We start from the raw sequence: 26976 nt of genomic DNA, 5'->3' as shown, positions 1-26976 counted from the left end.
GAGAGGGTGTGGGGAACCCAAGCACATCATAAATGGAGAGACCGTTTTCGCGAGCAAGCCCGCTCCCACCTCTGATCGCTGTTGTTTCTAGGAGCCGCGATAGGTCGAGAACCCGTAAGGACTGAGCAGCAGCGGGATGTGGTAGTGCTGGTCAGTCTGCTTCACTTGGAAAATCACCGGAATCTCCGGGAAAAACGTCTCGCGCTTGTTCTTCTCGAAATACTCGCCGGTCTTGAACACCACCCGGTATTCGCCCGCCTCGAAAGGCTGTTTGGCCGGGAACAGTTCGGCGATGCGCCCCTGTTCATTGGTGGTGCCCTGGGCCAGTGGCTGCCAGTTCTGGCCGACGTGTTTTTCCAGGGTCACGTTGACGCCCGGTGAGGGCAGGCCGTTTTCCAGGTTGAGCACGTGCACGCTCAGCGGGTTGCCGGCGGCCAGCGCCAGGCTGGAGAAGGCACTCAGGCCGAGTGCGGCGAAGGTCATGCGCAGGGTGGTCATGGTCAGTCTCCTTATTGCGAACGGGTCAGGGTCAGGCCGGCCCTTTCGGCGGCTTTGATGGCACAGCTTTCGTCTTGCTCGCCGCCGCCGGAGCCGGCCACGCCCATAGCGCCGACCAGTTCATCAGCGGCGAATAACGGGATCCCGCCGCCGAGCAACAGCAGCTCATCAAGGGTGTTGAGGTTGGCGGTTTCCGGATTGCTGCGGGCGCGCTCGGCGAACAGCCGGGTCGGGGTTTTCGTCGACAGCGCGGTGTAGGCCTTGCGCTGGCTGGCAGCGGTGTTGTGCGGGCCGATGCCGTCGCCGCGCAGGGTCACCAGCAGGTTGCCGCCACGGTCGAGCACCGATACCGTGGCGGTGCAGTTGCTCAGCGCCGAGTCGGCCAGCAGGCGTGCGGTTTTCAGATCGAGGTCAGCGTGGCGCGGCAGTTCAGGGGCGGCGAAAACACTGACGCTGAGGCCGAGGGCGAGGCTCGCTGCAAGGTATTTGACGGTCATGGACAGGCTCCAAAAGCGAAGGACATCACCTTAGCCGCCGCTCTTCGTCAGAACCCCGTCAGTCGGATTACAAGTTTGTAATGGGCAATCGGGCCGAAGGCGCCTAGCCTGTGTGCCTGATCAATTGAGGTGTGCCATGCGTTTGCTGGTCGTAGAAGATGAAGCAAAGACCGCGAATTTCCTGGCCAAGGGCCTGGGCGAATCGGGTTTTGCCGTGGACGTGGCGCTCAATGGTCTCGATGGGCGCTATTTCATCGAGCAGCAGGAATATGACCTGATCATCCTCGACGTGATGCTGCCGGGCCTCAATGGCTGGCAGCTGCTGCAACTGATCCGCCAGCGCGGCGCCACCCCTGTGTTGTTCCTGACCGCCAAGGACGCCATCGAAGACCGCGTGCGCGGCCTCGAATTGGGCGCCGATGATTACCTGCTCAAACCCTTCGCCTTCGCCGAATTGCTCGCGCGGGTGCGCACGTTGCTGCGGCGCGGGCCGCTGCGCGAGGCCGAGTCCTACAGCATCGCCGATCTGGAAATCGACGTGCTACGGCGTCGGGTCAGTCGCGGCGGTCAGCGCATTGCCCTGACCAACAAGGAATTCGCCCTGCTGCAACTGCTCGCCAGCCGCCAGGGCGAAGTGTTGTCGCGCACGCTGATCGCCTCGCAGGTGTGGAACCTGAATTTCGACAGCGACACCAACATGGTCGAAGTGGCGGTGCGGCGTTTGCGGGCCAAGGTCGATGACCCGTACATGCCGAAACTGATCCACACCGTGCGCGGCGTCGGCTATCAACTGGAAGCGCCGGACGATGCGCTCTAAGTCGATCGCCTGGCGCCTGGCGCTGGCGTTCGCGATTGTTTGCGCGTTGGTGTTGAGCGTGATTGGCGTGTTTCTCTACCGCTCGCTGGCCTCGGAAATCGCCTACCGCGACGACCTCGCGTTGCTCGGTCGACTGGAGCAGGTGCGCGCCTTGCTCGCCGACAGCGACAGCCTCGGCGCCTTGCAGGCGCGGCCACGGCTGTACCAGAACATGCTCGGTAACCTCGACAGCCTGTTGCTGGTGCGGCGGGCCGATGGCTCGAACGTGATCGCGATCAACCCGCGCCAGCGCGACCTACCGCCATTGAACGCAATCCCGCGCGAGCAAACGCCACAGCGCCGCGATGTGCTGACCTGGCAAGCGCCGGACGGCGCCGAGTTGGCGCTGTTGTCCGGTGAAGCCCAAGGGCCGAGCGGCGAACCGCTGACGGTGATCGCCGGCAAGGTGCTCACTGAACGTGAACAGATGCTCGCCAGTTATCGCTTGCGCTTGTATCTGGCCGTCGGGCTGGGCGCGTTGCAGGCGTTCGCGCTGGGCCTGGTGCTGCTGCGCCGTGGTCTGCAACCGTTGCGCCAGTTAAGCGCGGCGGTGCGCGGGATTGATCTGCGCAGTCTCCACCAGCGACTGCCCGCCAGCGGCACCCCGGCCGAACTGCTCGAACCGGTGCAGGCGCTCAACGGCATGCTCGCGCGGCTGGACGACAGCGTGCAGCGGCTGTCGCAGTTTTCTGCCGATCTGGCCCACGAGATCCGCACACCGTTGCACACCTTGCTCGCCAGCAACGGCCAGGCGCTGAATCACCCGCGCAGCACGGCGGAGTATCAGGAGCTGCTGGCTTCGAACATGGAAGAGTTCGAACGCCTCAAGCGCATGGCCGAGAACCTGATGTTCCTTGCTCGCGCCGAACAGGCAGAGCGCGCGCTCGACTTGCAAGTGCTGGATCTGCACAGCGTCGGCAGCGAGCTGTGCGATTACTTCGAAGCCTTGGCCGATGATCGCCAGTTGCACCTGGAAAACCAGCTGCACGGCGAACTGTTGGCCGACCAGCAACTGCTGCAACGCGCCCTCGGTAATCTGCTGGCCAACGCGGTGCGCCACGCCGATGAAGGCACGCTGATCAGTCTGCGCCGCCGCGATGAGCCGGGCGTGTGCTGGTTGCAGGTACACAACCACGGTCCCGTCATCGCGCCAGAACATCTGGGCAAACTGTTCGACCGCTTCTATCGCGTCGACCCTGCACGGGCGCAGCCTGGGGATTCCGGTGGGCTGGGGCTGGCGATCGTGCAGTCGATCATGCAATTGCATGGCGGGCGGGTGCGGGTGAGCAGTGATGTCACTGGGACTGTGTTTGAGCTGGGTTTTGAGGTGATCTGACTGGCGCCTTCGCGGGCAAGCCCGCTCCCACCGGTTTATCGGGTGTACATGAGTTTTGGGTACGACACGGACACTGTGGGAGCGGGCTTGCTCGCGAAGAGGCCAGTTGCTTCAGCACCAATTCCGGATCAATCAGCGCAACTGATCGCGAAACTGCCCTGGCGTCATCCCGGTCCAGCGCTTGAACGCGCGGCTGAAGCTGCTGGTGTCGGAAAACCCCAGCAGGTAGCTGACTTCACTCAACGAACAATGCGGATCGCGCAGGTGCAGCAGCGCCAGATTCTCGCGGCTCTCGTTGAGCAGCGTGTCGAAGCGACAGCCTTCATCCGCCAAGTGCCGTTGCAGGCTGCGCAGGCTCAGGTGCAAGGCCTGTGCAATGCGTTCGGCGCTGGGTTCGCCTTCGGGCAGTTGCTCCTCGATGGCATCGCGCACCTTGCGTTCCCAGGTCAGCGGTTTGAGCTGGGCCAGGGTGCGCTTGAGCACCGCTTCGTTGTGTTCGGCCAATTCCGGGTTGGCGTCGTCGAGGTGACTGTCGAAGTCGGCGAGGGCGAACTCCAGGCGATCTTCGGCGCAGGAGAAATGCACCGGGGCGCGGAATACCTTGTGCCACTGATGTGCATCGGACGGTTCCGGGCGACGCAGGTATACCGCCAGCGGCGCGTAGTCGCGCCCCAGGCGATTGCGGCAGGTGCGCACGTAGATCGCGGCAAACGCGTCGATGGCTTCGAAGGCCGGCGCCGGATTGCCTGACGGAATTTTCAGACGGAACAGGTAACGGTCATCGCTGCGGCTCAGTTCCAGTTCCAGCGCATCGCTGACCACCGGGTGATAACGCACGATGCGCTCGAATACCTCACGCAGGCTGCCGCTGGCCACCAGCGCGTAACCGAGCGCATGGAACGTGGTCGGGCTGACGAACCGCGACACTCGCAGGCCGATCGCCGGATCCCCGCTGAACTGCACCGCCAGTTGCCACAGGCGTGTGGTGCCGGACAACGGATAACGTGCGTTCGGGTCGTCCATCAACTGCGGGTCGAGCCCGGCCTGCTGGCACAGGCCGAGACTGTCCAGCCCCAGCGCATCGAGTTGCTTGCGCAAGGCACGGGTCCAGCTGGCGAGAGAAGTCGGTTCCTTCATGCTGATTGGCGCTTCCGGTCAACAGGTTGGCGTTCACGGCTATCATCAATAAAGCTTTCGCAAGGCAGGATGCGAACATCAATAACCAGAGGATGGAAGCATGGACCGTACTTCTGCAAGTCCCCCGCGACACAATGCTGCCCAGCGATCAGCGCATATTCGCGAAGTGGTGCTGGCCAAGGGTGTCGAACTGCGTGAGCGCTACCCGATTCTGCAGCATCAGGATGCCCTCGGCGCCGGCATTCTGGCCCTCGCCCTGGCCGGGATGATCGGCTCGGCGGCGCTGTACATCACTGGCCACATGGCGTGGTGGGTGTGCCTGCTGCTGAATGCGTTTTTCGCCTCCTTGACCCATGAGCTGGAACACGACCTGATCCACAGCATGTATTTCCGCAAACAACGGGTGCCGCACAACCTGATGATGGGCCTGGTGTGGCTGGCGCGGCCGAGCACGATCAATCCGTGGATCCGCCGCCACCTGCACCTCAATCACCACAAGGTCTCCGGCACCGAAACCGACATGGAGGAGCGGGCGATCACCAACGGCGAACCATGGGGTTTTGCGCGCTTGCTGATGGTCGGCGACAACGTGATGTCGGCGTTCATCCGCATGCTGCGAGCCAAGACCTGGGCGCACAAATTCAGCATCATCAAACGCAGCCTGAAGGTCTACGCGCCGCTGGCGCTGGTGCATTGGGCCGCGTGGTACGTGTTCCTCGGTTTTCATGCGGCGAATGGCATCGCCTACCTTATGGGCTCGCCGATTGAATGGTCGGCAACCACGCTGTCGGTGATGCAGGTGATCGACATCGCGGCGGTGGTGATCATCGGCCCCAACGTGCTGCGCACGTTTTGCCTGCACTTCATCAGCTCGAACATGCATTACTACGGCGACATCGAGGCGGGCAATGTGCTGCAGCAATGCCAGGTGTTGAACCCGTGGTGGTTGTGGCCGTTGCAGGCGTTCTGCTTCAACTTCGGCAGCAGCCACGGGATTCACCATTTTGTGGTGAAGGAACCGTTTTACATCCGGCAGATGACCGTGCCGGTGGCGCACAAGGTGATGCGCGAGATGGGCGTTCGGTTCAATGATTTCGGCACGTTTGGGCGGGCGAACCGGTTTGTTCGTCGGGATGAAGTGGTAGCGGAGGAGGCGCGTACGGCTCAGGCTTGATGGTGAATTTGCGGGCCTCATCGCGAGCAAGCCCGCTCCCACAGGGGAACGCATTCCAACTGTGGGAGCGGGCTTGCTCGCGAAGGCACCGGATCAGGCAACCTCAATCCGGCTGAAATGGCGAAGCACTGAGAATCACCCCGGTCTCCTCCACATACTGCTGCCAATGCCCGATCAAGCTGTTGAGCTTGTCCGGCTGACTCGCCGCCAGATCATGAATCTCTCCCGGATCGCTGCTCAGATCATAAAGCTGCCAGGTCGCCGGCCCCACCGGCCCGGGGATCCACACCGCTTTCCACGACCCTTGGCGAATCGCCCGGCGGCCAAACAATTCCCAACCGGTGACGGTGTGCTCGTCGTGCACTTGCGCCGTCTCGCCGGACAAAAAGCCCAGCCACGATTTACCGCGCAGCGGCGCCACCGGTTTGCCGTGCCATTGCTTGCCCGGATGGCGCACGCCGGCCAGATCGAGAATGGTCGGGGTGACGTCCATCACCGTGCCGAAACCGTGGCTGATCTGCCCTTTGAGCGGCAGTTGCGGATAGTGCAGCAGCGCCGGCACGCGAATCCCGCCTTCGGTGGTGAACGCCTTGAACAGCCGTGACGGCGCGGTCGCCACCTGCGCCCAGCTCGGCCCGTACCAGACGTAGGAATTGGCGCGGCCGATGTTGTCGAGGCTGTTGTCGTAATGCTGATTGAGGTAGGTCAGCAGTTCCGGGCCGAACTTGGGAAACGCCTCCAGCAGTGCGCCCTCGGCACCGTTGTCGGACATGAACAGGATGAAGGTGTTATCGAGTTGGCCCTGCTGGCGCAGGTAATCCACCACCCGGCCGATGTTCCAGTCCATGCGCTCGACCATGGCCGCGTAGACCTCCATGGCCCGCGCGGAAATCTGCCGTTGCTCATCACTCAGCGCGTCCCATTGCGCATTCAGTTGAATCAGCGGATGTGGCTCGACATCCGGCTCGATCAGCCCCAGCGCCTTGAGTTTTTCCAGGCGTTCGAGGCGCAAGACTTCGGGACCGGCGTCGTAGCGGCCACGGTATTTTTCGACCACCTCGGCCGGTGCCTGCAACGGCCAGTGCGGTGCGGAGAAGGGCAGGTAGGCGAAGAATGGCCGGCTCTGATCGCGCTCCTTGAGGTACTGCAGCAGCTTGTCGCCGAAGGCGTCCGACGAGTAGAAATCCTTGGGCAATTCGTCGACAAAGGTGTCGTCTTCGATATACAGCGCTGGCGTCGATTTCAGCAGGCCAGGCGTGTGTTCATCGTAAGTCGGCTCGAAACCATAGTGGTTGGCCGCACCCGGCAGCAGCGAGAACGAACGCTCGAAACCGCGAGCCTGCGGCGCCAGTTCAGCGGTCAGGCCGAGGTGCCATTTGCCGCTCATCAACGTCTGGTAACCGGCCTCGCGCAGCAGCTCGGGCAGGGCCACAACGCGGTCGTTGAGATAGCCTTCGTAACCCGGTTTGCCGATCAACTCCGGGGTCAGCGCTTCGGCCATGGTGCCGATGCCGGCGATGTGGTGGTCGGTGCCGGTCAGCAGCATCGAGCGGGTTGGCGAGCAGGTCGGCGCGGTGTGAAAATCGGTCAGGCGCAGGCCGTTGTTGGCCAGGGCATCGAGGTTCGGCGTGGCGATTTCGCCACCGAACGCGCCGATGTCGGAGAAGCCGAGATCGTCGGCCAGAATCACCAGAAAGTTGGGGCGTTGCGGCATCGAAAAGCTCCTCTCAGCAGGCAATGAACGACAGCGGCAGATCGCGGATCTGTACCGGCAGGCTCGGTTGGTAATGGTCGTCACTGGTCAGTTCGTGCAGCAGCTCTTCACGCAACTGATGGAAGTCGAAACTGCTGCGCTGACGCGGGTGCGGCAGGGCGATATCGACCACTTGCTTGATCCGCCCCGGACGCGGCTCCATCACCACCACGCGGTCGGCAAGAAAGATCGCTTCTTCGACGTCGTGAGTGACGAGGATCGTGGTGATTTTTGCCCGGCCGCGGATCGCCAGCAGCTCGTCCTGCATTTGCTGACGGGTCAACGCATCAAGGGCGCCGAACGGTTCGTCGAGCAACAGGATCCGTGGGCTGGCGACCAGCCCGCGAGCAATCGCCACGCGCTGTGCCATGCCGCCGGAGAGCTGGTGCGGATAGGCGCGGGTGAAATCGCGCAGGCCGACCAGATCGATGAAATCGTTGATGCGCTGCTGCTTTTCAGCGGCGCTCAATGGTTCGTTGACCAGGCCGAGGCCGATGTTGTCGGCCACCGTCAGCCACGGAAACAAACGGTGCTCCTGAAACACGATGCCACGCTCGCCGCCGATGCCGCTGACGGCTTTGCCATCGACGCTGATCTGCCCGCGAAACTGCGTATCCAGACCCACCAGCAAGCGCAGCAAGGTAGATTTGCCGCAGCCGCTGGAGCCGACGATGGCGACGAATTCGCCCTCGGCGATGTCGAGATTGAATTCGCGAATCGCCTCCAGTTCGAAACCGTCGACGTCGAAGGATTTGCCTACGTGGGTGAAGCTGACAATCGGTGCGTTCATGCGTGTCTCCAGCGAGTGGCGCGAATTTCCAGGCGTTGGCCGATGAGGTTGAGCAGGGCGCCGGTCAGGCCGACCAGGAGCATCCCGGCCATGATCAGGTCCATGCGCAGCAGTTGTTGGGCGCCGATCATCTGGCTGCCGATGCCGCCGTTGGATGGCATGAAGTATTCGGCACCGATGGTGCCGAGCCAGGCGTAGATCAGGCTCAGCCTGAGTCCGGCGAAAATCCCCGGCGCCGCACCCGGCAGCACCAGTCGGCGCAGACGCTGACCGAGGCTCAAACGCAATACCTGCGCGGCCTCGTTGAGTTGTGGCGAGAGGTTGGCGACGCTGCGCTGGGTGGCGATGAACAGCGGGAAAAACGCGGCGAGGGCGACGAACACCCACTTCGCCAATTCACCCAAGCCGAACCACGCGGTGAGCAGCGGCACCCAGGCAAAAATCGCGATCTGGCGAATGGCGGCAAGGGTCGGGCCGAGCAGCCGTTCGCTGGTACGTGAAAGCCCCAACAGCAAGCCGAGGGCGAAACCAAGTCCGCCGCCCAGCAGCAAGCCGCCAAGGGTACGACCGAGGCTCAACGCCATGCCGCTGATCAGCGTACCGTCGAGCAGACCATTCCTGGTCGTGTCCAGCACCGCCAGCGGGCTGACCAGGATGTTCGCATCGACCCACTGCTGATCGCTCGCCACTTGCCAGACGCCAATCAGGCCCAGTGGCAGCAGCCACGGTTGCAGCCGCTGCCAGCCTTCATAGCGCGGGCCACGGCGGATTTCCGCAGTCGCGGGGTGCGGCCAGTGCACCAGTTTGCGGTCGAGAAAACCGATGCCGCGATCCATCGCTACACCGAGCACACCGATGACCACGATGCACACGAACACGATGTCGAGCATGAACAGTTGCCGTGCCCAGACCATCAGGTAACCGATGCCTTCGCTGGACGCCAGCAACTCCACCGCCAGCAAGGAAGTCCAGCCAGCAGCCAGGGCCAGACGCACGCCGGCCATGAACGCCGGCAGTGCAGCGGGCAGCACCAGGCGCCGGATCAGCAGGTAAGACGGCAGGCGTAATACGGCCGCGGCTTCGCGTAGTTTCGGTTGCGCATCACGAACGCCGACCAAGGTGTGCAGGGTCACCGGAACCACGATGGCCTTGATCAGCACCACCAGTTTCAGCACTTCGCCGATGCCGAAAAACACCATGAACAGCGGAATCCAAGCCAGCGTCGGCACTTGTGCCAGACCGGCGAACGTGGGGAAAACCAGGCGTTCGAGACGCCGGCTGAAGCCCAGCGCAGCACCCAGCAGCGCGCCCGCAGAGATCCCTGCCAACAAGCCCCAGAGCAGGCGTTGCAGGCTGATCCACAAATGACTCCACAGCTCGCCCTGGGACAGTTCGATGGCGCTGTTCCACACCAGCGATGGCGCCGGCAGGATCTGCTCGCTCATCCATTGATTGCGTGCGGCCAGCCACCACAAAGCGAACAGGCTGATCGGCAGCAGCCATGGCAACAGACGTTGGTTGAGGCTCGGCCACGCGCGCCGACTTTTCAGTGGCGGCGCCGGCAGTGGCAGACTGAGCAGGGAATCACGGGCCATGGGTGACCTCCGTTGTCGGGTTGCATGGCGAACCGCTTGGCTTGGTGGGAGTGGCTTGCTCACGAAGGCGCAGTGTCAGGCGCCGGTGATGGCGAATGACGCGACCCCTTCGCGAGCAAGCCCGCTCCCACATTTGGCTAGCGGTATATGCAAATTCGATCTATAAAAATTCAAATCAATTCTATTGAGAGATAAGCCAGACCATTTAAGGCCTGCAGCCCGACGCGCATCCAATGCATTCGAAGAATATTTTCGATGCTGTTAATGCATACGCCGCTGCAACCCGCGTCGTTGCTTGCTTAGCGTCAAAAGCTATAAAAATGTGCATTTATAGTATTTAAGCGAAGTTCATGCTTCGGCCTACTTTCGGCTCCTCAACGCCCGTCGTGATCAAGGAGCCGCACCCATGAACCTTCCCTTCAAACGAGTCTTCAGTCTGTTTGCCATCCCGGCATTGGCGGGCCTGCTGGCGTTTACCGCGCAGGCCGACGAGCTCAAGGAAATCAGGATCGCCGTGCCCGACCTGAGCGCCGGCACCCAGCACAGCGGCGGCGGTGTGGTGGACGTGCTGCGTGATCGGCAGATCTTCGAAAAAGCCTTCGCCGATCAGGGCATCAAGATTCAATGGAGCTTCTTCAAGGGCGCCGGGCCGGTGATCAACGAGGCGTTTGCCAACGGTCAGGTCGATCTGGCGTATCTGGGCGACCTCGCGGCGATCATCGGCAAATCCAATGGCCTCGACACACGTTTGCTCAGCGCCAGTGCGCGCGGGGTGAAACAGTATCTGGGCGTGGTGCCGGGGTCGGGGATCAAGACCCTGCAGGATCTGAAAGGCAAGCGCGTGGCGATCTTCCGGGGCACCGCCACCCAGTTGTCGTTTGATGCGGCGCTGGCCAGTCAAGGCTTGAGCGAGAAGGATCTGAAGGTGATCAATCTCGACTTCAGCGGGGCCACCGCCGCGCTGGCGGCCAAGCAGATTGATGCGTCGTGGGGCAGCTCAGGTCTGGCCGCTTTGCAGAGCAAGGGGCTGGCCGAATTGCCGCTCAACACCAAGGACCTGGGGGGCGCCGGTAGCGTGCAATCGGTGTTGGTAGGGGCCGGCAAGTTTGTCGACGGGCATCCGGAGGTCGTGGCGAAACTGCTCAAGGCGCAGCAGCAGGCGGTGGATTGGCTGACCCAGGACAGCAACAAGGATGCCTACGTGCAGCTGGTGTCGGGGCTGGCAAGTTATCCACCGGTGATCCTGACCCAGGACCTGCAGGATCAGAAACTCAGCGAAGTGTTCCCGTCGACGCTGGACCCGGTATTCCTCGGCAAATTGCAGGACTCGGTGGATCTGGCGGCGCAGCAGAAGCTGATTCGCAAGCCGTTCAAGGTCAGCGATTGGGTGGCGCCTGAACTGGCGGCGGCCAAGCTCTGAATCTTCAGTGTCTGGACGGGCCTCTTCGCGAGCAAGCCCGCTCCCACAAGGATCTTCAGTGAACACAGATTTTGTATTCACAACGGTCCCCTGTGGGAGCGGGCTTGCTCGCGAAGGCGTGCTCAAACCGCGACGCTGACTTCCTGCTTGTCCACCGCCACCAGCGTCTCGATCATCGCCCGCGCTGCCGGCGACAAACGAAACCCGGTACGACTGACAATCCCGCAGCGTGCATTCATGCTCTCCAGATTCTGCGGCAGGTTGCGCCAGTGCAGCAGCGCCAGTGAACCCTGGGCAATGTCCTCGTAAAACGCTTCTTCCGTACCGATGCCGATGGCATTCGATTGCAGCACCACTTTCACCAGCGCCGGGAAGTGCTCGGTCTCGATGGTCGGGGAAAAATCGATCCGGCCGCTGAGGTTCGCCAGCAGTTTGCGAATCCCCGGGGGGATCAGCGTGGTCGCCAGCGGGTAGTCGAACATGTCGTTGGTCGACAGGCTTTCCTTGGCCAGCAGCGGGTGCCCGGGCCGGCAGAAAAACACGCCGCGCTTGGGCGTCAGGGCCTGGGTCTGGAAGTTCGGATCGGCTTCGAAGTGGCGGATGTCGGCGATGAAGAATTCGATCTCTTCACGGCTCAGTGCACGGCTGAGTTTTTCCCAGTTATCCACCTGAAAACAGGTGCGCACTTTCGGGTGCGCGTTGATGAATTGCGCCACCGCATCCGGCACCAGTTTCACCGCCGGGGCCGGGCCGCAGCCGAAGTGCAGCTCACCGGCATCAAGCTTGGTCATCTGCGTCACTTCGGCGCTGAGCAGCGCCGCGCCTTGCACCAGGGTCAGGGCGTGTTGCAGCACCACCTGGCCTTCGGGCGTCGGGCGCAGATCCTTGTTGCCGCGATCCACCAGCACACAGCCGAACTCTTGCTCCAGCCCTTGAATGCTGCGGCTGAACGCTGGTTGAGTGATGCCCATCGCGTCTGCCGCGCGGACAAAACTGCGGTGTTCGTTGAGGGCGATGAAGTAGCGCAACTGGCGAAGATCCATATGCTTTTCCGGCATCCTAAAAATAGCTCGAAGGCATTTGCGACGAGGGTTGCTTGAGGTTTTAAATGCAAGCTCTTATTCCGTCAACGAAGCATGTGAATATCTATTAGATGTAAATGGAATATAGATAGAGCGATGTTTCGCTGCCGCCAACCGCAAGCAGTCGATGAGGGTCTACCCATGAGCAATGCCGCACTCGCTGTAAAACCCGCTGTCCACGCGCTGGAAATCCACCCGGTGGCCGGCCGTATCGGCGCCGAGATTCGTGGCGTGCACCTGTCCGGTGAGCTGGACGCCGCCACGGTCGAAGCCATTCAGCAGGCGCTGATCCAGTACAAGGTGGTGTTCTTCCGCGAGCAGACCCAGCTCGACGATCAGCGCCAGGAAGCCTTCGCCCATCTGCTCGGCGAGCCCGTGGCGCATCCGACCGTACCGGTGCGTGAGGGCACGCGTTATCTGCTGGAGCTGGACGGGGCCGAAGGCCAGCGCGCCAACTCCTGGCACACCGACGTGACCTTCGTCGACGCCTACCCGAAAGCCTCGATCCTGCGCTCGGTGGTGGCGCCGGCCTTCGGTGGCGACACCCTGTGGGCTAACACCGCGACTGCGTACAACGAACTGCCGACCGAACTGCGCGAGCTGGCGGACAAACTGGTCGCCGTACACAGCAACGAATACGACTACGCCGGGGCCAAGCCGGACGTGTCGCCGGAGAAGCTTGAGCGCTATCGCAAGATCTTCACCTCGACCGTCTACGAGACCGAACACCCGGTGGTGCGCGTCCACCCGATCAGCGGCGAGAAAAGCTTGCTGCTGGGGCACTTCGTCAAACGCATCAAGGGGTATTCGCAGGCCGATTCGGCGCACTTGTTTGGCCTGTTGCAGAGCCATGTGATTCGTCAGGAAAACACCGTGCGCTGGCGCTGGAAGGCGGGTGACGTGGCGATCTGGGATAACCGTTCGACCCAGCATTATGCGATTGATGATTACGGCACCCAGGACCGTATCGTGCGCCGGGTGACGCTCAAGGGGGAAGTGCCGGTGGGGGCTTCGGGGCAGCGTAGTCAAACCATCAAAGGTGCCGAGCTCGTCGGCGTCTGATCGGGCCTCTTCGCGAGCAAGCCCGCTCCCACAGTGGAAATGTGTTGAACACAGTAGATGTGAACGACACAGAACCCTGTGGGAGCGGGCTTGCTCGCGAAGCTCTTTCACCAAACGCCAATCTGCACGACTTTCTCGGTCTCAGGCTCGCCATAGCGAAACCGCTGCCCGCGCAAATCAATTTCCTGATGACTGATCGTGGTCCGCCGCTTCAACCCGCGAACCCACTTGAACAGATACCCCGCATGCTCTTCGCGCACCGCCGCGTACGCCGGATCCTCACCCAGATCGCGCAACTCCTGCGGATCATTCAACAGGTCAAACAGTTGCGGCCGGAAGCCGTCGTACGCCAGGTATTTCCAGCGCTCGCTGCGCACCATGGTCATGCGACAGCGGTCGATCGGCTGGCCAAGTCGCTCGCGCGCCGGGGCCTGGAAGGCGTAGTCGTATTCGCTGATCGCGTAGCCGCGCCAGTCGGGATGTTTGCCGTGCAGCAGCGGGATCAGCGAGCGTCCTTCCAGGCGATGCTCGGCCCCCGGCAAGCCCAGGGCCTGGAGAAACGTCGGCAACGCATCAATGGTTTCCGCCAGCCGCTCATCCACCGTACCCCGAGTGATATCCGCCGCCGCGCGCGGGTCGCGCACGATCAATGGCACGCCCACCGCTTGCTCCAGCAAAAACTCCTTCTCGCCCAGCCAGTGGTCGCCGAGAAAGTCGCCGTGATCGCTGGTGAACACGATCAACGTGTCATCCCAACGTCCGTTGCTCTGCAGAAAATCGAACAGCCGCCCGAGTTGGTCATCCACCTGCTTGATCAGGCCCATGTAGGTAGGGATTACATTCAATCGTACTGAATCATGGGAGAAGTTGAGGCTTTCCTCATGTTGACGAAACGCCGTGTATACGGGGTGTTTGCTGGCTTCGGAGGGCGTCGCGCGGACCGCTTCGAGAATCGATTTCGTACTGTACAAGGCGTGGTATGGCGCCGGTACGATGTAGGGCCAGTGCGGTTTGATGTAGGAGAGGTGTAAACACCAGGATTTATCACCTTGCTCGGTGATGAAGTCGATGGCTCGATTAGTAGTGTAGACAGTCTCAGAGAACTGCTCGGGAATTCGCGCTGGCAAATGCGCATGACGCATGTGCCAGCCGCTGAGGATTTCGCCGTTCTCACCTTCGGCGGCGTTGGCCCAGTCGTGCCAGGGATTGCGCCCGTCGAAACCCTGCTCGCGCAGATAATGGGTGTAGGGCGCGGATTCGCGCTTGTCGTCGAACAGCGGGTCGTCGGGGAAGATTCCGTCGTGGCGAAAGTACGGTTCGAAACCGACCTCGTTGAGCACCTCGGCCTGCGCGCTGTCCGGGTTGATCGCCAGTCGCTGCAGGGCATCGACATTGGCCGTGGCGTGGGTCTTGCCGACCAGCGCGGTGCGAATGCCGTGGGGCCGCAGGTAGTCACCGATCGTCAGCTCTTCCAGCGGCAATGGCACGGCGTTCCATGCGACCTGATGGCTGCTGACGTAGCGCCCGGTGTAGGCCGACATCCGCGACGGGCCGCAGATCGTGCCCTGGGTGTAGGCACGGCTGAAGCGTACGCCGGCGGCGGCCAGGCGATCGATGTTTGGCGTGTGCAGATGCGGATGGCCATAGCAGGACAGGTAATCGCGGCGCAGTTGATCGCACATGATGTACAGCACGTTGCGCACAGGGTTTTGCGGGTTGGGCATGGGGTTCACCGGTCAGAAAGACAGGCGAGGGTTGTCGCTTTCGGCGGGGGTGTTCGGCAAGTGCATTTGGGGAATGGGTTTTATGCAGTGGATGCATCGGTGTGAGTGGCGACGCCTTCGCGAGCAAGCCCGCTCCCACAGGAGTACGCATTCCAAATGTGGGAGCGGGCTTGCTCGCGAAGAGGGTGGCTCAGACGGCAAAATTCTCCAGCGAACACACCTCATCATCCACCGCATCAATCGCCTTGATCTGCTCAATCATCGCCTCGGCCAGCGGCGACAACCGATACCCCGCCCGACTGACAATCCCGTAGCGGGTGTACAGCTCTTCCAGATCATCCGCCAGACCCTCGATCCGCAAACACACCAGCTCACCCTTGGCCTGATGCAGCGCATCGGAATACGCCCCGACAATCCCGATCGCATCCGAGCGCAGCACCACGCTGAGCAGGCTCGAGCTGTTTTCGCATTCCACATTCGGCGTGAAGTCCGGGCGGCCGCTGAGGTCGACGATGACCTTGCGCAGGTTCGGCGGACGAATGCTCACCGCCAGTGGATAACTCATCAGCTGCTCGGCCGAGACCCGTTCAAACGCCGCCAACGGATGCCCGGCACGGCAGCAGAAATGCCATTTGCGCGGGCGTAACCGATAGGTGAGGTAATCCGGATCGGCCTCGAAGTGTCGGGTGTCGGCGACGAAGAATTCGAATTCCTCACTGAGCAGGCGTTTGCTCAGGCTCTGCCAGTCATCGACCTGAAATTGCACCCGCGCTTTCGGGTAGCGCCCGATGAACGCGCCGATGGCGCGCGGGATCAATCCGGCTGCCGGCGCCGGGCCGCAACCGAAGCGCAGTTCGCCCGCTTCCAGACCATTGAACTGACTGATCTCGTTGGCCATCTGCTGCGCACCGCTGACCAGTCGCCGTGCATGTTCGAGCAACACCTGGCCCTGCTTGGTCGGCGGCAGATCCTTGCGTCCACGATCGACCAACTGGCAGCCAACGCTGTGTTCCAGCGCTTGAATGCTGCGGCTGAACGCCGACTGCGACAGGTTCACCGCCTGCGCGCCGGCGACGAAGCTGCGTTGTTCGGCGAGGGCGATGAAGTGTCGAAGTTGGCGCAAGTCGATATGCATTTTTCACATAAAAAATATCCGGGAAATGCATTGGATATGCATTAGGTCGACTCCTTATAAAGGCAATCTCTTATGCAGTAAATCTTTGTAAAAACATAAATAAATAACTTTAAAGAATATACAGCGCAAAAGTTGACTGTGTGTTTTTTGACCAGGAGCCGCGCCATGAGTCCGTTGAACCTTGCGTCACCCTTAACGCCACGACGGCTCAAACGCCTGCCTCTGGCCCTGTTGCTGGCGGGGAGTGCCAGCTGGACTCACAGCTACGCCGCCGACGCCGACACCCCGCCACCGGCTACCGCCGGCAAGCCTGCGGCCAACAGCTCGCAGTTGGAGACCGTGACCGTCACCACCCGCCGCCGCGAAGAAAGTTCGCAGGATGTGCCAACGCCGATGAGCGTGGTCAGCGGCCAGACTCTGGAGACACAGCGGGTTTACCGGATTCAGGATTTGCAGCAACTGGTGCCGAGCGTCAACGTCGCCTACATGCATGCGCGCCAGTCCAGCGTGTCGATTCGTGGCCTCGGCAACAACCCGGCCAGCGACGGTCTGGAGGGCAGTGTCGGTCTGTACATCGACAACGTGTATCTGGGCCGTCCGGGGATGGCGGTGTTCGACCTGATGGACATCGAACAGCTCGAAGTCCTGCGCGGGCCGCAGGGCACGCTGTTCGGCAAGAACACCACCGCCGGGGTGATCAACATCAGCACCCGCGCGCCGACCTTCACCCCTGAGCGCAGCATCGAAACCTCGTTCGGCGAGGACGGTTATTTCCAGACCAAGGGCACCATTTCCGGGCCGATCAACGATGAGCTGGCCGGACGTTTTTCGGCCTATCGCACCCGCAGCGACGGCGACATCAAGAACGAATACAACGGCCATGATTTGAACGGTGGCTCGCGCGATGGCTTCCGCGCGCAGTTGCTGTTCAAGCCCAACGAAGACTTCAACCTGCGCTGGATCGGCGATTACAACGAAGAGGACTCCAGCGCCGGCACCCGCGTGCTGTACAACACCGGGCCGACCATCAATGGCGTCAACCTGTACCAGTCGCGGGCCGATGCCGCCGGTGCGACGTTGGTCAACGGCTCGCACCGCAAGGTCAATCTGGACAACGACCAGCACGTCACCGTGCATCAGGGCGGCACGTCGGTGGAGGCCAACTGGACGCTGCCGAGCGATTTCACCCTGACCTCGATCAGCTCCTACCGCTTCTGGAATTTCACCCCGGCCAACGACGATGGCCTCAACGTCGCGGCGACCTACAACGCTGGTGTCTCGGTGGAGGACAAACAGTACTCGCAGGAATTTCGCCTGGCCTCGCCCAAGGGCGAGTTCTTCGATTACGTGGTAGGCGCGTACTACTTCGGATCGGATCTGGACAACAAATCCTTCGCCTATTACGGCCCGCAGGCCGACATCTGGAACGGCACGCCACGGGGTGCACTGGCCAACGTTGACAGCGTGGGCAACGGCCATATCAAGACCGACAGTTTCGCGTTGTTCGCCCAAGGCACCTGGCACCTGACCGAGCGCCTGGATTTCACCGCCGGGGTGCGCGGCACCTATGAAGAAAAAACCGCCTGGGTCACTCGCGATGCACCAGTCGGTGGCGCTGCGGTGACCGGTGCCGCGGCCACTGCACGACGCGGACGCACTGGCGCCTACGATTCCGGCGATCTCAACCAGTACAGCTCAAGCCCCTCCGGGTTGCTCAACCTCAGCTACCGCATCACCGATGATCTGCTCGGTTATGCCACGCTGTCCCACGGCGAAAAATCCGGTGGCGTGAACCTCGCGGTGGGTTCAGCGCCAACCGCTGGCGCCGACTCGTTGTTGATCGGCACCGAGCGCGCCAACAACGCCGAACTCGGCTTCAAGAGCACCCTGTGGGATCGGCGTCTGCAGCTGAACGCCAACGTGTTCTGGACTCAGGTCAACGCCTATCAGACCAACGCCTACGACGACGTCAACCGCGTGCAATACCTGACCAATGCCGGCTCGGTGCGCTCGCGCGGCGTCGAATTCGAAAGCACGGTGATCCCGTTACGCGGCCTGACGCTGAACTTCAACGGCTCGTACAACGACGTCAGCTACCTCTCGTACAAAGATGCGCCATGCCCGCCGGAAATCAGCCAGGCCCCGGGCGCACCGGCGTCCTGCGATCTCAGCGGCCACCAGGTGGTCGGCGCTTCCAAATGGATCGGCAACGCCAACGGCGAATATAAATGGAATCTGGCCAACGGCTTCGAACCCTACGTCACCGCCAGCTACGCGTTCCGCTCGAAAGCGGTGGGCACGGTCGAAGATTCCGACTACGGGCAGATCCCGAGCTACGCGGTGGTCAACCTGTCCACCGGTCTGCGCGGTGATTTCAATCAGGGCCAGTGGGACGTTTCGCTATGGCTGAAAAACGCCTTCGACAAGACCTACTACACGACCCTGTGGACCGGCGGCAACGGCGGTTATGAAGGCCTGCTCGGTACGCCGCGCACCCTCGGCGTTACCGGTCGCTACGACTTCTGATCTGTCATTCAAGGAGCTGCATCATGTTGCCAGGCAAAACCGCTTTAGCCCTGTTGTTATCCGGCGCAGTGTCAAGCACCGGGGCGCTCGCCGCCCCCAGCGTGTACCCGACCGGCGTCACCCGTTATGACCCGGACAAGGCGTTCAACCAGTACGTGATCTTCAGTGGCGCCGACAAGCAGACGCACCTGATCGACATGAACGGCAACGAGGTGAAAACCTGGCCGCAGGCGGGTTTCCCCTCGGCGATCATCGACCCGCAACTGGTCGGCGGCGAGCGCGGGCATGTGCTGCTGCAACTGAGCGACAAGGATCCGGGCAAGCTCGGCTCCGCCGGTAATGGCCTGGGCAATCAGAGCGTCGGCGAACTGGACTGGAACGGTAAAGTCGTCTGGCAATGGGGCGACAAGGCGCCCGGTGGCGCGGCGCAGCAACACCATGACCAGCGGCGCCTGAGCAACGGCAACACCGTGGTGCTGGCGAACAAGGTGCATCAGGTCAAAGGCTTCAAAGTGCCCGAGGTGATCGACGATGCGATCTATGAAGTCAGCCCCGACGGGCAGGTGAAATGGCAGTGGCTGGCCTCGGAACACCTGAACGAATTCGGTTTCACCCCGGAGCAATTGATGCTGGTACGCGCCAGCGACAACCCGGATTACCTGCACATCAACAACCTCAGCGTGGTCGGGCCGAACAAGTGGTTCGATGCCGGTGACAAACGCTTTAACCCGGACAACCTGTTGCTTGATTCACGCAACGCCAACTTCATCGCGATCATCGACAAGCACAGCGGCAAAGTGGTCTGGCGCCTCGGTCCGAACCTGCCGCTGATCAACCCGAAAACCGCGCAGAAACTGCCGCGTCCGGTCGATCAATTCGTTGGCCAGCACGACGCGCACATCATCCCGGCCGGGCTGCCCGGCGCGGGCAACCTGCTGGTGTTCGACAACCAGGGTTCGGCGGGGTATCCGAACGTCACCCTCGGGCTGATTTCCGGTTCGCGGGTGCTGGAAATCGATCCGCTGAAAAATGAAATTGTCTGGCAGTACAGTGCGGCGAATTCGAAGCAGCCGGGGTGGGCCTTCTACAGTTCGTTCATCAGCAGCGCGCGGCGTTTGCCCAACGGTAATACGCTGATCGACGAGGGTATGAACGGGCGGTTCTTCCAGATCACGGCCAGCGGTGAAAACGTCTGGGAATACGTCAGCCCGTATCTGGGCAAAGCGCCGGGCAGTGACGCGATCAGCAACTGGGTCTATCGGGCGTTGCCGGTGAATTATGACTGGGTGCCGGCCGGAACCCCGCGTTCCGAGACCGCGGTTGTCGCCCCGACACCGTCCGCGCAACAAGTCAGCGCCAGTCGTTAGTTGAAAAGGAATTAATGCTCGAATGAATGGCGATAAGTTATGTGGGAGATGAATAGTGCTTATTGCAATTTCGTTGAAAAGTCACGTGGACAATAAGTGAATGGCCAACCATCCTGAGTGTCGTGAGTTTCCAGGAGGAAACTTGCTCTCATCGGAAGACACTTATCCAACGATAAAGGAAATCTCGTTATGTCGAGCATTAATGGCAATTATGTAAACGCTAACGCTGGCGCCAAACTGACGATTACCGATGGCAACGACTCCAACGGCACCTTCAGCGGCAAGTTCAGCCAGAACGGCGTGAACTACGACATCGCTTACGGGCATTACCATTTCCAGAACAGCACCGGGCAGCCTACGATCATCACCTTCGCGGCTCTGAATGACGGCACCGGTTATCAATCCTGGACGCTGTTCTCGCCGGATCACAACTATTCGAAAGTTCGTGCGGTGGGTTCGCGTACCAACTTTGATGGTGATGTTGTGGGGCTGGCTGGAGAATTTATCAAACAGTAATCTGGAGTCACAAAAAGCCGCCGCGCTATTTAAGCTCGGCGGCTTTTTCTTACACTCAATAAGTCGTTTTCATGTCTATCGTACTTCCTTTGGATGACAGAGCTTGCTTGTACTTGATTCTAAGCTCGCTGCGAACTTCATCACTCGATCAGGATGCGTACATGCAAAACGGACTTTATTCCAATACCCTTGATGGTCCCTCTCTGACCATTGTCGATTCCGATGATCGCACCGGCGTCTTCGGTGGCACGTTGCATCACGAAGGCGTCAACTACAGCATCGTCAACGGTCGTTATTCCAGCCTCAACGGCTATCAGCCTCCCACCGTGGTTTCGCTCCTGGCAGCTAACCAGGATCACGGTTACTTCGCCTTGACCCTGTTTTCGCCAAGCCGTGGCACCCACGAGCTGCGCGGCCACTGCGTGCGCGTCACCTACGACGGTGCGGTCAGCACGTTGCCCGGTGACTTGCTGCGCAATGCCTGAGGCGCCCGCTGTCTCCCTTCAAATGAACCAAGCAAGGATGCTGCACATGTCCACGATCAACGGCGTTTATCGCCACGAGCCTTCCGCGACAACGTTGACCCTGACCGAGGGCGATGACCGCACCGGCAGTTTCACCGGCACATTGTCGCTGTCCGGGATCGACCACCCGCTCGCGTTTGGTAATTTTCATTTCAAGCACGGCTTTTCAACAGGCACGATCGCCATCACCTTCAGCACGCAGATGACCGATGGCAGGCGACAAGCGTGGGTAATGTTCTCCGCCGATCAGACCTATGCACGCCTGCGTGCAATGGGTAGTGCGGCCGACCTGTCAGGGGATGTCGCGCTGACCGGCCTGGAATTTGTCCGACAAGAGCCGTGAAAAAGCCCGGATTGAACGGTTTTCGCATGCCTTCGCCGAATATTTTTAATGCTTGAAAAGCATTGTAAATCTGCGCCCGGACGCTAGCCCTTGCCGGCCGCGGCTTCGCGACATTCGGCAGAAATTTATATTCTTAAAAAGACTAAGCACATCAAGAAAAGTTACTTTCGGAGATAAGCAATTGCTCTAATGATTCACCCAACGACCGGTCGCCCGGGGGATGTTTGCGGCGACCCGTCGGGTACTTCGCAAAGAGACCGCAGGGAGTGAATCAATGGGCAATGTCCAGACCGCCACCAGTGCACAGGAGGTGCTGTGGCGCCAGGCACCGAGTGGCGAATTGGTCGATCTCGGCCGGCCTCATCGTGTGCCGCTGGGGCAGCTGCGTTTGCAGCGTGCGCCCAAGGGCATTCTGAGCCGCCGTGAAACCATTCTGCTCGGCGTGCTGGCGCTGCTGGTGCACGGTGCGGTGATCTACTGGATCAACCAGCATCCGACGCCGGCGTTGCCGATCGTGCCGCCGGAAATTCCGCCGATGACCATCGAGTTTTCGCGGCCGGCGCCACCCGCGCCGCCGGTGGTCGAACCGCCGCCACCGGTACCGGTGGTTGAGCCACCGCCGCCGGTTGAAGACGAGTTGGCGGTGAAGCCGCCGCCACCCAAACCGATTCCCAAGCCCAAGCCGAAACCCGTGGCCAAACCGGTGCCGAAACCGGCACCCAAAGCGCTCGAGCAACCTCCGGCGCCGCCACAACCGGCCGCTCCGGTCGCGGCGCCGGCACCGCCCGCGCCACCGGCTCCCGCGCCAGTGACACCGGCCTCGGCCAACGCGGCGTACCTGAAGAACCCGGCGCCGGAATATCCATCGCTGGCCCAGCGTCGCGGCTGGGAAGGCACGGTGATGCTGAGGGTGCACGTATTGGCCAACGGCAAGCCCGGTGAGATCCAGATTCAGAAAAGCAGCGGTCGGCAGCAACTCGACGATGCGGCGCTAAGCGCGGTCAAGCAGTGGAGCTTTGTGCCGGCCAAGCAGGGTGATGTCGCCCAGGACGGCTGGGTCAGCGTGCCCATCGATTTCAAGATTCATTAATTGGTAATCAGCTGACTTTATTCTCGCGGTGTGTCTGGAACCGCCATCGCGAGCAAGCTCGGCTCCCACACACGAGGGAATACATCATGACGTTACTGGCCTCTCCACTGGAATCCATCGAAAGCGCGGTGATCTGGCTGCTGGTGGTTTTTTCCGTTGCCACCTGGGGACTGGCGCTGCTCAAGGCTGTGCAGTTCGGTCGTCTGAAGGCGCAGGATCGCAAGTTTCATAAACGTTTCTGGGCGGCGTCGAGTCTCGACTCCGCCGCCGAGTTGAGCGAAACCCAACCCGGCGCTGCCGCTCGGGTGGCGCAGGCCGGTTATGCGGCGATCCAGGTCGGCGAAGCGCCACAGGCCAATGACCTGAGTCAGGCGATCAACCATCAGGATCGCCTTGAGCGTGCCTTGCGCCAGCAGATCGTCCGCGAACGGCGTTCGCTGGAAACCGGTCTGGCGGTCGTCGCGAGTATTGGCAGCACCTCGCCGTTCATCGGTCTGTTCGGCACGGTGTGGGGAATCATGGAAGCGCTCAAAGGCATCAGCGCGGCAGGCTCGGCGAGCCTGGAAACAGTTGCCGGTCCGATCGGTGCGGCACTGGTTGCCACCGGAGTGGGGATCGCGGTCGCAGTGCCGGCGGTGCTGGTTTACAACTACTTTTTGCGGCGTCTGAAACTGACGGCGGCGGATCTGGATGACTTCGCCCACGACTTCTACAGCCTGGCGCAGAAGAGTGCGTTCCGTGTGCTGATCCACCCGACTGCAAACAAGGTAGCGGCGCCGGGCAACGCAACAAAAGTGAAGGAGGCGTCCTGATATGGCCTTCTCCACGCAAGACAGCGACGAGGTGCTGAGCGAGATCAACGTGACGCCGCTGGTGGACGTGATGCTGGTGCTGCTGGTGGTGTTTATCGTCACCGCGCCGCTGCTGACCAACGCGATCCCGATCAACCTGCCGAAAACCGAAGCGGTGGCGCCGGTCGAGCAGAAAGATCCGCTGGTGGTGAGCATCGACGGTGCCGGAAAACTGTTTATCAACAAGGATGAAATCCAGCCGGACTTGCTGGAATTCAACCTCAAGTCGGCCAAGGCCAAGGACCCGGAAGTGCGCGTGCAATTGCAGGCCGACGACGGGGTGAACTACGGCGAAGTGGCGCGGGCCATGGCTTCGATCGAGCGGGCAGGGATTACCAAATTGTCGGTGATCACCGCGCGGTAACAGGATTTACGTTTTCCGGGGCCGTCTCCTTGGCAGGGTGCGGCCCTTTTTTATCCCGGTTTTAACCCACTCGCGATCCCTGTAGGAGCTGCCGAAGGCTGCGATCTTTTGATTTTGCTTTTAAGAACAAGATCAAAAGATCGCAGCCTTCGGCAGCTCCTACACAAGGCAACTGATATTTCTTTTAGGTCTTAATAAATAGCTTCTTATTCCTTAACGAATATAAATCCCGTCCCTATACTCGACCAGGAACAGACACGACGCAGGAGAGCTCCCCATGCGCAACGAATCAATCCGCTATCTGATTGTGCCGGGCTGGCAAGGATCGCCAGAAGATCATTGGCAAACCCACTGGCAGAACAGTCTGCCCAACAGCGCACGCGTGGAGCAGGCCGACTGGCTGACGCCGCGCCGTGAAGACTGGGTTGCGGCGCTGGCCGAAGCGATTGCTGCCGACAGCACGCCAGTGATCCTGATTGCTCACAGCCTGGGTTGCATCACCGTTGCACATTGGGCGGCTACCGCGCCTGTGCAATACCTGCGTCAGGTGCGCGGTGCGTTGCTGGTCGCACCTGCCGATGTCGAGCGTCCGGCCTGCGCGCCTGCGTTGCGCAATTTCGCGCCGATCCCGACCGATCTGTTGCCGTTCCCGAGCCAGGTGGTCAGTTCCGACAACGACGCCGCCGTCAGCGCCCCGCGCGCTCTTGAGCTGGCGCGCAACTGGGGCGCCGAGGCGGGAATTCTTGCCGGGGCGGGGCACATCAACGTCAAGTCCGGGCATCAGCGCTGGGAGCAGGGTTTCGCTTATCTGTATCGCCTGCAAAACCGCATGGAACACCACGCCCGGCGTCGCGCTTGAACCTTTTTCTTTTCTGAACGCCCCCGTCTGCCGGCGGTTCTGGGCGGGAGTCTGCCATGAGTTTCGAAACGTTCGGTCAGCCGTTGCTGACCTTTCCCGATGCGGAAAAAAGTCCCCTGAGCATCCGCGCCAAGGCGCTGGTTTTCGTCGATCCCCGGTCCCGCCAGTTGCGCGAAGAACTTGAGCACCTGGCGCCGCGTGCCATCTCGGTATTGATCCGCGGCGAGACCGGCACCGGTAAAGAATTGCTCGCCCGTCACATCCACCGTGCCAGTGATCGCAGCGGTCTGTTCGTCTCGGTCAATTGCGGCGCGATCAGCCCGACCTACGCCGATGCCGAGCTGTTCGGCTATGCCGCCGGCAGCTATACAGGTTCGGCGAGCAGTCGGGCCGGCTGGTTCGGTTCGGCCAACGGCGGCACCTTGTACCTCGATGAGATCGGCGATCTGCCGTTGCCGATCCAGATCAAACTGCTCGCCGCCCTGGAAAATCATGAAGTCACCCGCGTCGGCGCACATCAGCCAAGCCCGGTGGATGTGCGGTTGGTCGCAGCCACCAGCATCGATCTGGCACAAGCGGTGGACGCCGGAAAATTCCACGAACGGCTCTACCACTACCTCAGCGAAGGACAGCTGGAACTGCCGGCCCTGCGCGAGCGGATTGGCGACATCCTGTCGCTGGCAGAGTATTTCCTCGGCATCTACAGCCAGCGCCTGGATCTGCCGGTGCCGTTGATCAGCGAAGCGGCGCAGCACCTGTTGGAGCGCCACAGCTGGCCGGGCAACACCCGCGAGCTGGAAAACGTCATTCACTTTGCGCTGTTGGTCAGTACCGGTGACGAAATCCTGCCGGAGCACCTGAACCTGCCCGAAGTGTCTGGGCCGCAGCTTCAGATCGAACGACTGGTAGCACAAATCAACATCGGCGGTAGCGTCGACGAACGTAAGGCTTTGAAAGATCTGCTGATTGGTTTGAGCCAGCAGTTGTAGCCGTTTGGTTCTGTATGAACGAAATGGAATATCAAAGTGAATAAACGTTATTGTCCGGGAATAAAAAATCCCGGTATTGTCCGCTTCACGCCAGAGATAGCACTTCACTGGCACTCGTATTAATAGCCGTCGCCATTCGCGACCGTGATTCTCGATAAGGACACTGCATGAAAAAGGTTCTGTTGTTTACCGCATTGGCGGCTGCTCTGACTGCTTCCCTGGCCCAGGCCGGCGAGAAACTGGTGGTGGCGGCGACTCCGGTGCCGCACGCGGAAATTCTCGAGCTGATCAAACCGACCCTGGCCAAAGAAGGCGTGGATCTGGAAATCAAGGTCTTCACCGACTACGTGCAGCCGAACGTGCAGGTTGGCGAGAAGCGTCTGGATGCCAACTACTTCCAGACCGAACCGTACCTGAACAGCTTCAACGCCGGTAAGTACAAGGACGACAAAGCCAAGTACCTGGTGACCGTGAAGGGCGTGCACATTGAACCGTTCGGTGGCTACTCGAGCAAGTACAAGACTCTGGCTGAACTGCCGGACGGCGCGACCATCGCTATTCCGAACGAAGGCAGCAACAGCGGACGTGCGCTGATCCTGCTGCAGAAGGCTGGCCTGATCGAACTGAAAGATCCGAAAAACGCCTTGGCGACCCCGAAAGACATCGCCAAGAACCCGCACAACTTCAAGTTCAAGGAACTGGAATCGGCCCTGCTGCCACGCGTCCTGAAGGAAGTTGATCTGGACATGATCAACACCAACTACGCGCTGGAAGCCAAGCTGAACCCGACCAAGGATGCGCTGGTGATCGAAGGCGCTGACTCGCCGTACGTGAACTTCCTGGTTGCCCGTGAGGACAACAAGAACAGCGACGCCATCCAGAAACTGGCCGCTGCCCTGACCAGCCCGGAAGTCAAAGCGTTCATCGAGAAGAAGTACAACGGCGCGGTACTGCCAGCGTTCTGATCCGACGCTTGAACCACCCCTTCAAGGTATGAAAACGCCGATGGCCAGTGATGGTCATCGGCGTTTTTGTGTGTGCTCGATTGGTGCGGTCGACACAAAATCTATACCCAGAAGCAAAAGATCGCAGCCTTCGGCAGCTCCTACAGAGGAATGCGATCTCCTGTAGGAGCTGCCGAAGGCTGCGATCTTTTGATTTTTTCGCTGACTCAGGCCACTTGAGTCTTCAACGCCCGGCGCAACGCCACGAGCAATTTCACGATGTCCTGCGGGTCCAGTCGCTGCGGCACTTTTACGTCCATGTTGTCTTCCTTGTAATGGTTTGGCCGGAGGAGTCTGGCCAAAAGCTGCTCGTCCTTGGAGGGCTTTCATGCAAAAAAGATCCTTCCTACAGCGCAAGGGAAAATAGCCTTCTTATTCCTTCCCGGCAAACCCACAGGATAGTTTTTTGGGTGATATCAATATGCTTTAACGGTATTTAAATTCTTGTTTTTATACCTATAAAGTCAGTGCCTGCCGGACAGCC

At 60.9% G+C, this 26976-nt stretch carries 25 protein-coding genes; 16 read left to right on the top strand and 9 right to left on the bottom strand.

Annotation, left to right across the window (positions count from 1 at the left end):
• Window positions 1-87: 87 nt before the first annotated feature.
• Both uraH and AC27VU_RS08450 read right to left on the bottom strand, forming a co-directional pair.
• Entirely contained in the window at window positions 88-498 is a 411-nt protein-coding gene (uraH, locus tag AC27VU_RS08455; protein WP_097086822.1) for a hydroxyisourate hydrolase, read from the bottom strand.
• Between the two features lie 11 nt (window positions 499-509).
• Window positions 510-995: a GlcG/HbpS family heme-binding protein gene (locus tag AC27VU_RS08450; RefSeq protein WP_488723863.1), complete on the bottom strand. Its 486-nt coding sequence runs from the start codon at window positions 993-995 to the stop codon at window positions 510-512.
• 136 nt (window positions 996-1131) lie between these two features.
• On the opposite strand from AC27VU_RS08450, the gene AC27VU_RS08445 reads away from it, so the two are divergent.
• Window positions 1132-1812: a heavy metal response regulator transcription factor gene (locus AC27VU_RS08445; RefSeq protein ID WP_003220524.1), complete on the top strand. Its 681-nt coding sequence runs from the start codon at window positions 1132-1134 to the stop codon at window positions 1810-1812.
• The gene (locus tag AC27VU_RS08440; protein ID WP_488723862.1) at window positions 1802-3187 is read left to right on the top strand and encodes a heavy metal sensor histidine kinase; all 1386 of its coding nucleotides are present in this window, start codon (window positions 1802-1804) and stop codon (window positions 3185-3187) included. Before AC27VU_RS08445 ends, AC27VU_RS08440 begins: the two co-directional genes overlap by 11 nt.
• Before the next feature lie 132 nt (window positions 3188-3319).
• On the opposite strand, the gene AC27VU_RS08435 is transcribed toward AC27VU_RS08440, so the two are convergent.
• The gene (locus AC27VU_RS08435; RefSeq protein ID WP_488723861.1) at window positions 3320-4324 is read right to left on the bottom strand and encodes an AraC family transcriptional regulator; all 1005 of its coding nucleotides are present in this window, start codon (window positions 4322-4324) and stop codon (window positions 3320-3322) included.
• Window positions 4325-4424: 100 nt separating this feature from the next.
• Here AC27VU_RS08435 and AC27VU_RS08430 point away from each other — a divergent pair, with 100 nt between their 5' ends.
• Entirely contained in the window at window positions 4425-5498 is a 1074-nt protein-coding gene (locus AC27VU_RS08430; RefSeq protein WP_488723860.1) for a fatty acid desaturase, read from the top strand.
• Between the two features lie 103 nt (window positions 5499-5601).
• Here AC27VU_RS08430 and AC27VU_RS08425 read toward each other — a convergent pair whose 3' ends face one another.
• From AC27VU_RS08425 to AC27VU_RS08415, 3 genes are read right to left on the bottom strand one after another with little or no spacing between them, the layout of a single operon-like run.
• The gene (locus tag AC27VU_RS08425; protein ID WP_488723859.1) at window positions 5602-7212 is read right to left on the bottom strand and encodes an arylsulfatase; all 1611 of its coding nucleotides are present in this window, start codon (window positions 7210-7212) and stop codon (window positions 5602-5604) included.
• Window positions 7213-7225: 13 nt separating this feature from the next.
• The gene (locus AC27VU_RS08420) at window positions 7226-8041 is read right to left on the bottom strand and encodes an ABC transporter ATP-binding protein (protein ID WP_400506124.1); all 816 of its coding nucleotides are present in this window, start codon (window positions 8039-8041) and stop codon (window positions 7226-7228) included.
• Window positions 8038-9636, bottom strand: a complete 1599-nt coding sequence (locus AC27VU_RS08415; RefSeq protein WP_488723858.1) for an ABC transporter permease — start codon at window positions 9634-9636, stop codon at window positions 8038-8040. Before AC27VU_RS08415 ends, AC27VU_RS08420 begins: the two co-directional genes overlap by 4 nt.
• A gap of 406 nt (window positions 9637-10042) precedes the next feature.
• On the opposite strand from AC27VU_RS08415, the gene AC27VU_RS08410 reads away from it, so the two are divergent.
• On the top strand, window positions 10043-11056 hold the full coding sequence (locus AC27VU_RS08410) for an ABC transporter substrate-binding protein (protein ID WP_003220542.1): 1014 nt from the start codon (window positions 10043-10045) through the stop codon (window positions 11054-11056).
• A 122-nt stretch (window positions 11057-11178) separates the two neighbouring features.
• Here AC27VU_RS08410 and AC27VU_RS08405 read toward each other — a convergent pair whose 3' ends face one another.
• On the bottom strand, window positions 11179-12099 hold the full coding sequence (locus AC27VU_RS08405; protein WP_045122247.1) for a LysR family transcriptional regulator: 921 nt from the start codon (window positions 12097-12099) through the stop codon (window positions 11179-11181).
• A 180-nt stretch (window positions 12100-12279) separates the two neighbouring features.
• Between AC27VU_RS08405 and AC27VU_RS08400 the strand changes: the two genes are divergently transcribed.
• Window positions 12280-13200, top strand: a complete 921-nt coding sequence (locus AC27VU_RS08400) for a TauD/TfdA dioxygenase family protein (RefSeq protein ID WP_488723857.1) — start codon at window positions 12280-12282, stop codon at window positions 13198-13200.
• A 107-nt stretch (window positions 13201-13307) separates the two neighbouring features.
• Here the strand turns inward: AC27VU_RS08400 and AC27VU_RS08395 are convergent, their stop codons facing one another.
• Both AC27VU_RS08395 and AC27VU_RS08390 read right to left on the bottom strand, forming a co-directional pair.
• On the bottom strand, window positions 13308-14924 hold the full coding sequence (locus tag AC27VU_RS08395) for an alkaline phosphatase family protein (RefSeq protein WP_488723856.1): 1617 nt from the start codon (window positions 14922-14924) through the stop codon (window positions 13308-13310).
• Between the two features lie 190 nt (window positions 14925-15114).
• The gene (locus AC27VU_RS08390) at window positions 15115-16059 is read right to left on the bottom strand and encodes a LysR family transcriptional regulator (RefSeq protein ID WP_103520463.1); all 945 of its coding nucleotides are present in this window, start codon (window positions 16057-16059) and stop codon (window positions 15115-15117) included.
• Between the two features lie 165 nt (window positions 16060-16224).
• Between AC27VU_RS08390 and AC27VU_RS08385 the strand changes: the two genes are divergently transcribed.
• The 11 genes from AC27VU_RS08385 (at window position 16225) to AC27VU_RS08335 (ending at window position 26453) form a co-directional block, all read left to right on the top strand.
• Window positions 16225-18585 carry a TonB-dependent receptor gene (locus tag AC27VU_RS08385; protein ID WP_488723855.1) on the top strand — a complete coding sequence of 787 codons (2361 nt, stop codon included), beginning with the start codon at window positions 16225-16227 and terminating at the stop codon, window positions 18583-18585.
• A 23-nt stretch (window positions 18586-18608) separates the two neighbouring features.
• Window positions 18609-19952 carry an aryl-sulfate sulfotransferase gene (locus tag AC27VU_RS08380; protein ID WP_488723854.1) on the top strand — a complete coding sequence of 448 codons (1344 nt, stop codon included), beginning with the start codon at window positions 18609-18611 and terminating at the stop codon, window positions 19950-19952.
• Window positions 19953-20141: 189 nt separating this feature from the next.
• Window positions 20142-20468, top strand: a complete 327-nt coding sequence (locus AC27VU_RS08375; protein WP_003220553.1) for a hypothetical protein — start codon at window positions 20142-20144, stop codon at window positions 20466-20468.
• Window positions 20469-20629: 161 nt separating this feature from the next.
• Window positions 20630-20953: a hypothetical protein gene (locus tag AC27VU_RS08370; RefSeq protein WP_003220556.1), complete on the top strand. Its 324-nt coding sequence runs from the start codon at window positions 20630-20632 to the stop codon at window positions 20951-20953.
• 46 nt (window positions 20954-20999) lie between these two features.
• Complete coding sequence (locus AC27VU_RS08365; RefSeq protein ID WP_003220559.1) at window positions 21000-21335, top strand: hypothetical protein; 336 nt, start codon at window positions 21000-21002, stop codon at window positions 21333-21335.
• Window positions 21336-21609: 274 nt separating this feature from the next.
• The gene (locus AC27VU_RS08360) at window positions 21610-22425 is read left to right on the top strand and encodes an energy transducer TonB (protein ID WP_488723853.1); all 816 of its coding nucleotides are present in this window, start codon (window positions 21610-21612) and stop codon (window positions 22423-22425) included.
• A gap of 86 nt (window positions 22426-22511) precedes the next feature.
• Window positions 22512-23237 carry a MotA/TolQ/ExbB proton channel family protein gene (locus AC27VU_RS08355; protein WP_003220564.1) on the top strand — a complete coding sequence of 242 codons (726 nt, stop codon included), beginning with the start codon at window positions 22512-22514 and terminating at the stop codon, window positions 23235-23237.
• Between the two features lies 1 nt (window position 23238).
• Complete coding sequence (locus tag AC27VU_RS08350) at window positions 23239-23640, top strand: ExbD/TolR family protein (protein WP_003220570.1); 402 nt, start codon at window positions 23239-23241, stop codon at window positions 23638-23640.
• Between the two features lie 277 nt (window positions 23641-23917).
• On the top strand, window positions 23918-24499 hold the full coding sequence (locus AC27VU_RS08345) for an alpha/beta hydrolase (protein WP_003220572.1): 582 nt from the start codon (window positions 23918-23920) through the stop codon (window positions 24497-24499).
• A 56-nt stretch (window positions 24500-24555) separates the two neighbouring features.
• On the top strand, window positions 24556-25488 hold the full coding sequence (locus tag AC27VU_RS08340) for a sigma 54-interacting transcriptional regulator (protein WP_003220574.1): 933 nt from the start codon (window positions 24556-24558) through the stop codon (window positions 25486-25488).
• Between the two features lie 167 nt (window positions 25489-25655).
• Window positions 25656-26453: a MetQ/NlpA family ABC transporter substrate-binding protein gene (locus tag AC27VU_RS08335; protein ID WP_003220575.1), complete on the top strand. Its 798-nt coding sequence runs from the start codon at window positions 25656-25658 to the stop codon at window positions 26451-26453.
• Window positions 26454-26976: the final 523 nt, after the last annotated feature.

It is taken from the genome of Pseudomonas sp. 14P5.3.2, from assembly GCF_057799175.1.
The sequence above is the reverse complement of the archived record's forward strand: the minus strand, read 5'-3'. Positions and strand labels throughout refer to the sequence as shown.

Excerpts from the sequence above, each read along its gene's own strand:
- AC27VU_RS08345 (WP_003220572.1), top strand. The coding sequence starts at position 23,918 with ATGCGCAACGAATCAATCCGCTATCTGATTGTGCCGGGCTGGCAAGGA.
- AC27VU_RS08385 (WP_488723855.1), top strand. The coding sequence starts at position 16,225 with ATGAGTCCGTTGAACCTTGCGTCACCCTTAACGCCACGACGGCTCAAA.
- AC27VU_RS08380 (WP_488723854.1), top strand. The coding sequence starts at position 18,609 with ATGTTGCCAGGCAAAACCGCTTTAGCCCTGTTGTTATCCGGCGCAGTG.
- AC27VU_RS08410 (WP_003220542.1), top strand. The coding sequence starts at position 10,043 with ATGAACCTTCCCTTCAAACGAGTCTTCAGTCTGTTTGCCATCCCGGCA.
- uraH (WP_097086822.1), bottom strand. The coding sequence starts at position 498 with ATGACCACCCTGCGCATGACCTTCGCCGCACTCGGCCTGAGTGCCTTC.
- AC27VU_RS08405 (WP_045122247.1), bottom strand. The coding sequence starts at position 12,099 with ATGGATCTTCGCCAGTTGCGCTACTTCATCGCCCTCAACGAACACCGC.
- AC27VU_RS08450 (WP_488723863.1), bottom strand. The coding sequence starts at position 995 with ATGACCGTCAAATACCTTGCAGCGAGCCTCGCCCTCGGCCTCAGCGTC.
- AC27VU_RS08390 (WP_103520463.1), bottom strand. The coding sequence starts at position 16,059 with ATGCATATCGACTTGCGCCAACTTCGACACTTCATCGCCCTCGCCGAA.
- AC27VU_RS08365 (WP_003220559.1), top strand. The coding sequence starts at position 21,000 with ATGTCCACGATCAACGGCGTTTATCGCCACGAGCCTTCCGCGACAACG.
- AC27VU_RS08400 (WP_488723857.1), top strand. The coding sequence starts at position 12,280 with ATGAGCAATGCCGCACTCGCTGTAAAACCCGCTGTCCACGCGCTGGAA.
- AC27VU_RS08375 (WP_003220553.1), top strand. The coding sequence starts at position 20,142 with ATGTCGAGCATTAATGGCAATTATGTAAACGCTAACGCTGGCGCCAAA.
- AC27VU_RS08355 (WP_003220564.1), top strand. The coding sequence starts at position 22,512 with ATGACGTTACTGGCCTCTCCACTGGAATCCATCGAAAGCGCGGTGATC.
- AC27VU_RS08435 (WP_488723861.1), bottom strand. The coding sequence starts at position 4,324 with ATGAAGGAACCGACTTCTCTCGCCAGCTGGACCCGTGCCTTGCGCAAG.
- AC27VU_RS08415 (WP_488723858.1), bottom strand. The coding sequence starts at position 9,636 with ATGGCCCGTGATTCCCTGCTCAGTCTGCCACTGCCGGCGCCGCCACTG.
- AC27VU_RS08360 (WP_488723853.1), top strand. The coding sequence starts at position 21,610 with ATGGGCAATGTCCAGACCGCCACCAGTGCACAGGAGGTGCTGTGGCGC.
- AC27VU_RS08430 (WP_488723860.1), top strand. The coding sequence starts at position 4,425 with ATGGACCGTACTTCTGCAAGTCCCCCGCGACACAATGCTGCCCAGCGA.
- AC27VU_RS08350 (WP_003220570.1), top strand. The coding sequence starts at position 23,239 with ATGGCCTTCTCCACGCAAGACAGCGACGAGGTGCTGAGCGAGATCAAC.
- AC27VU_RS08335 (WP_003220575.1), top strand. The coding sequence starts at position 25,656 with ATGAAAAAGGTTCTGTTGTTTACCGCATTGGCGGCTGCTCTGACTGCT.
- AC27VU_RS08440 (WP_488723862.1), top strand. The coding sequence starts at position 1,802 with ATGCGCTCTAAGTCGATCGCCTGGCGCCTGGCGCTGGCGTTCGCGATT.
- AC27VU_RS08445 (WP_003220524.1), top strand. The coding sequence starts at position 1,132 with ATGCGTTTGCTGGTCGTAGAAGATGAAGCAAAGACCGCGAATTTCCTG.
- AC27VU_RS08340 (WP_003220574.1), top strand. The coding sequence starts at position 24,556 with ATGAGTTTCGAAACGTTCGGTCAGCCGTTGCTGACCTTTCCCGATGCG.
- AC27VU_RS08370 (WP_003220556.1), top strand. The coding sequence starts at position 20,630 with ATGCAAAACGGACTTTATTCCAATACCCTTGATGGTCCCTCTCTGACC.
- AC27VU_RS08420 (WP_400506124.1), bottom strand. The coding sequence starts at position 8,041 with ATGAACGCACCGATTGTCAGCTTCACCCACGTAGGCAAATCCTTCGAC.
- AC27VU_RS08425 (WP_488723859.1), bottom strand. The coding sequence starts at position 7,212 with ATGCCGCAACGCCCCAACTTTCTGGTGATTCTGGCCGACGATCTCGGC.
- AC27VU_RS08395 (WP_488723856.1), bottom strand. The coding sequence starts at position 14,924 with ATGCCCAACCCGCAAAACCCTGTGCGCAACGTGCTGTACATCATGTGC.